We start from the raw sequence: 4,664 nt of genomic DNA, 5'->3' as shown, positions 1-4,664 counted from the left end.
CACCCGCGGCGCACCGACCCGGCGATCGCCCGTCGCTCGGCGCCGTCGATGGTGCGGCCGACCACGGCACCGAGCGCGTCGGCGATCGCACCGGGGGTGGCGTCGGCCCATCCCGCGTGCGGATTCGTCAGGTCGTCGCGCGCGTGCCCCATGGTCACGACCGGCACGGTTCCCGCGGCGAGCATCTCCTCCGCCACGAGCGAGACGTTGGTGAACGAGATGGCGAGCCCCGCCTTCGTCTCGTTGTACAGGCGGTTGAGGGCCGCGGGCGAGAGCCGGTTGTGCTGCACCGTGGGGATGCTCCAGTCGTCTGAGGCGTCGCCGTAGAGGTGCACCGGCTCGAGAGGGTGACGGCGATGGAACTCCTCGAGGGCGAGACGGCCGAGCAGGTATCCGCGGCGGTCCGACCCGGGCTTCGTGTAATACGCGACCCCCGACCTCGGCCCGTCGGCGTTGTCGAGCGAGTACACATCGGTGTCGCAGCCGAACGGCGCGAACGTCGTCGCGATGCCACGGTCGGTGAGTTCGCGCGCCACGAGGTCGCCGAGCGCGATGATCGTGAACCCGAAGTGGTAGCTGTCTTCGGCCATCGCGTACAGCGTGCCGCGCGGGTGGAAGTAGGGCTCGAAGTCCTGCACGAAGTAGAGCCGCGCCGCGCCCTCGGTTACCCGCGAGGCGATGACGTGCGCGGTCTCCCACGAGCTCGCCACCCAGGCGTCCATGCCGGTCATGCCGTCGCGCGCGTCGCGAATCTCGGCCGAGAGCGCTGGCCAGTACTCGCGGATCCTGCGGGTGTGGCGCTCGAGGTCGCCCCCGTGACGGTCGTACAGGTAGAGCACCGTGCGGTGACCCCGCAGCTCGGCCTCCTCGACCATGCGGAACAGGGTCGTGTGCCCGCCCGACCCCGCGGCCGGGGGAGTGCAGACCCAGCCGATGTCCAGGGCGGCGCCCGGCTGCTTGGGCGCGGCGCCCAGAGTGGGTGGGCGGTGCGAGTCGGCGATGTCTTCGGCGAGCAGTGGGAAGTCGAGCGACGCCGTATCGAGGCGGTCGGAGAGACGACGGATGACACGGCGACTCGCGTCCGCGACGCCGTACTTGCGCAGCCGGGCGTAGATCTCGCCGACGGGGGGTGTCTTCTTCACGACGTCACACCCCGAAGTAGCGCCAACGGCGCCAGTGGTAGCTGTTGCTGATGCCGCGCAGGTTCGCGTCGTACCATCCGCCGAGGCGGCCCGCCGGGCCGACCGGGGTGCCCGGCGGCCGGTTCATCCGCTCGAACTCGCGCCAGACCCGCAGCGACGCATAGTCGGGGTTCAGTTCTTTCGCGAAGGCCACCGCGTCGTCGATCTCTGCGGGGTCGGCGGCTCCACGGTTGTGCAGAGCCCACTCGATGGTCTCGCGGCTCATCCCCCGCCGCACCGTCGTGCGCAGCCGGTCCCGCCCCGGCAGGTTCGCGCCCGCGGTGGCGAGGAACGACTCGTAGGCGCCGTCACGGCGGCGCAGGTCTTCCACCGCCGACGCGTAGTAGGTGTGCATCATGCTCGCCGCGTGTTCGCGCCGGTAGGCCTGGTCGGCTCCGTTCACCCGGCCGACGTCGGAGATCGATGCGATGCGCAACCACATCTCGAGGTCGCCGGAGTGGGGCAGTTCGGGCCGGTAGTACCCGGCCGTGTGGTGCACGCTGGTGCGCACGACGGCCTCCGCGCTGTAGATGATGCTCAGGCCGCGCTTGAACTGCGCGTCGATCCAGCTGTCGCCCTGCCAGACAGACCAGGAGGTGAACCGCGGGCGATGGTGCACGGGGGCGTCGAGAAAGAGCTGCGGGTTGCCGTAGGTGAGCCCGACAGACGGGTTGGCCTCCATCAGCCCGGTGGCACGACCGAGAGCGCCGGGCGCGAGCATGTCGTCGGCGGAGAGCAGCACGACGTAGTCGGAGTCGACGGTGGCCAGCCCCTCGTTGTAGGTGGCGATGTGCCCCCGGTTCGTCGTGTGGTGCACAAAACGCACCTGCGGCACGCTCTCGGCGAGCTGCGCCGCGACCTCCGCGCTGTTGTCGGTCGACGCGTCGTCGATGATCAGCACGTCGGTGTCGACGCCCGGTTGCGAGACGATGCTCTCGACGCAGGCGGGCAGATAGTGCCCGTAGTTGTAACAGGGCACGACGACGGTCACGAGGGGAGCCCGCTTCGCGGTCGACCGCGCTGGCATGAGTCTCATAGGTTTTCCTTGTGTCGGGTTGGGGCCACCGCGGCGGTCGCCGGGTCGAGGGTCTGCAGGATGCGGGAGGCGACGTGTTCCCAGCTCGCGGTGGCCGCGAAGGCGCTCGCGCGGGCACCCATCGTCCGCGCGAGACCGGAGTCGGAGAGACGCATCATCGCCGCGACGAGAGCCGCGTCATCCGCGGGGTGTACCGAGATCGCGGCGTCCCCGAGCAGTTCGCCCGCGCCGCCCTCCGTCGTGGCGATGACGGGCAGTCCGGCCGACGCCGCCTCGAGATAGGCGATGGGCGACGGATCGAACCGGCTCGGCAACACGAAGGCGGTCGCCGTGGAGAAGAGCGTGTCGAGCTGCGCCTGCGCTTCGGGCCGGTCACGGGGCAGGAACCCGTGGTCGCGCACGCCGGGGAGGTCGATGGGCGGGTGCACCCCGACGATGTCGAGGGTGGCATGTGGCACGCTGCGCCGCACGGCGTCGAAGGCCCGCAGCACCGCGTCGCCGTTCTTGCGTTGCCAGTCCACGCCGATGAACAGGAAGCGGGGGTGCGACCAGTCGCGCTCGCCGGCCGCCGACGCGCGCGGGCGGTGCCCCATGCCCACGACGCGCACCCGCTCGGCGGGCACGCCGTAGTCGTCGACGAAGGAGCGCGCGGCCCACGCGGTACTCACCGCGCAGTAGGTCGCCGCGCGGGCCGAGGCGGCCTGCCGGTCGAACCAGCGGTGCACTTCGGCCTCGGGAAACCCGGCTCGGCGGATGTCGGAGTCGCCGTTGCGCCACATCTGCAGCAATGTGCCGTCGTCGTAGGTGACGAACGGCACACCGGCCGGTTTCACCGCGGCCAGGTCGAAGAGCTCGAGTCCCATCGCGACGACAGCGTCGAGCCCGGGCGCGGCGGCCGCGACCCGGCGCCCGAGCGCGCGCGTTCGGGAGATCTGCCGCACGATCGTGCGCTCGGCCACCGCCCCGCGTTTGCCGCCGATACGCGAGAGCACAGCGACCGACTCGTGCACGATCGGGGGCAGCTTCGCGCCGATCGGCACGACCTCGACCCCGTTCGCACGCAGTCCTCCGGCGAGCCCGTGCGGCGTGCCCGACCAGTTCGACGGCGAAACCGGATCGGGGTTCGGATACAGCAGGCCCACTCTCATCGGTTGCCCTTCTTTCGTGCGAACAACAGCTCCGACGGCATTGCAGCCAGGCCCACCACGGTGCGCACTCCCCTGAGCCGGGCGAACCCCGCGGGCATCACGTCGGTGAGAATCCGCACGGTGAGCAGCAGGTAGACGAGACCGGCCGCCATGCCGCCCACGAGCAGCTGCAGCGGCGCGTTCGGCAGCGGGAGGCTCGCGGCCCACCCCGCCAGTCCGGCGAGCGCCGCGGCGATCAACGGCCACAGCATCGACCGCGCGACGATCAGCGGGCTCGTGCCGAGGGAACGTCTTATGGCGACCAGGTAGAGGGGAAGCGTCGCGAACAGGATGACGGCGATGTGCGCGACGCCGACACCGACGAGTCCGCCGAGGGTGACTCCCGTCCACAGAGCGGGAAGCAGGCAGACGAGGGCGACGACCTGCACGGTGAAGAGGATGCCGGTGCGCCCCGTCGAGATGATCACGTTGGCGAGCAGCAGCGTGATCACCGAGACCACCCCGTACACGCTGAGCACGCCGAGCACGGGCGCCGCTCCCTCCCATTTCGCGCCGTACACCGTGACGATGAGCGGCGAGGCGAGTGCGAGGGTCACCGCGCCGATCGGGCAGGCGATGAACGCGACCGTGCGCACGGCCCGGGCGAGGGCGTCGGGCAGGCTGCCCCCGGTGGCGCGCACGTGGGAGAACGCGGGAAGGACGATGCCGTTGAGAACGGATGCGACGGTGGCGGTCGACCACATACAGATATTGAAGGCGAGGTTGTACAGTCCCACGTCGGCGACCCCGAGCATGCGGCCGACGAAGACGTAGTCGACGTTGAGCAGCACCTGGCTGAGCAGGTTGGCGAGGGCGAGCGGCAACCCGAACCTCAGCAGCCCACCGACGAGCCGCACGTCGAGTCCCGGGCGGTAGCGCGTCGACACGCTCAGGAACATCAGCGTTCCGATCACCAGCTGCCCGACGACCCGCGACCAGGCAAACCCGAGCGCGCCTTCGCCGAGCAGCGATATGACGATGAGCGTGGCCGCCGACGGCACGAACGCGATGATATTGGCGCGGAAGACCAGGTCTTGGCGGAACTCGCGCTGCAACTGCGCGCCCGGAACCGCGAACGGGCCGATCATGGCGACGCAGAGCGCCATGACCCGGATCGGCTCGGTGGCCTCCGCCGAGCCGAGCGCGACGGCGATCGGCTCGGCGAACCAGGCGACGAGGCCGGCGAGCGTCAGGCTCGAGACGATGGAGATGGTGGCCACGGTCGGCGCGATCGCCCGCTCGTCGAGGTCGGAGCGGGCG

4 protein-coding genes are annotated in these 4,664 nt (G+C 70.7%); all 4 read right to left on the bottom strand.

Annotation, left to right across the window (positions count from 1 at the left end; genetic code table 11):
- On the bottom strand, positions 1-1,142 hold a 1,142-nt coding region (locus ACLQ6X_RS15580), incomplete at its 3' end, for a glycosyltransferase family 1 protein (protein WP_411701070.1).
- A 4-nt stretch (positions 1,143-1,146) separates the two neighbouring features.
- Complete coding sequence (locus ACLQ6X_RS15575; RefSeq protein ID WP_411701069.1) at positions 1,147-2,217, bottom strand: glycosyltransferase family 2 protein; 1,071 nt, start codon at positions 2,215-2,217, stop codon at positions 1,147-1,149.
- Positions 2,214-3,365 (bottom strand): glycosyltransferase family 4 protein, encoded by a 1,152-nt coding sequence (locus ACLQ6X_RS15570; RefSeq protein ID WP_411701068.1) that lies wholly within the window; start codon positions 3,363-3,365, stop codon positions 2,214-2,216. The genes ACLQ6X_RS15575 and ACLQ6X_RS15570 overlap by 4 nt, the downstream gene beginning before the upstream one ends.
- A partial coding sequence (locus ACLQ6X_RS15565; protein ID WP_411701067.1) for an oligosaccharide flippase family protein occupies positions 3,362-4,664 on the bottom strand: 1,303 nt, incomplete at its 5' end. The genes ACLQ6X_RS15565 and ACLQ6X_RS15570, both read right to left, overlap by 4 nt.

This window comes from Conyzicola sp. (assembly GCF_046714715.1).
GTDB lineage: Bacteria > Actinomycetota > Actinomycetes > Actinomycetales > Microbacteriaceae > Conyzicola.
This window is presented reverse-complemented; position numbering and strand designations above follow the sequence as displayed.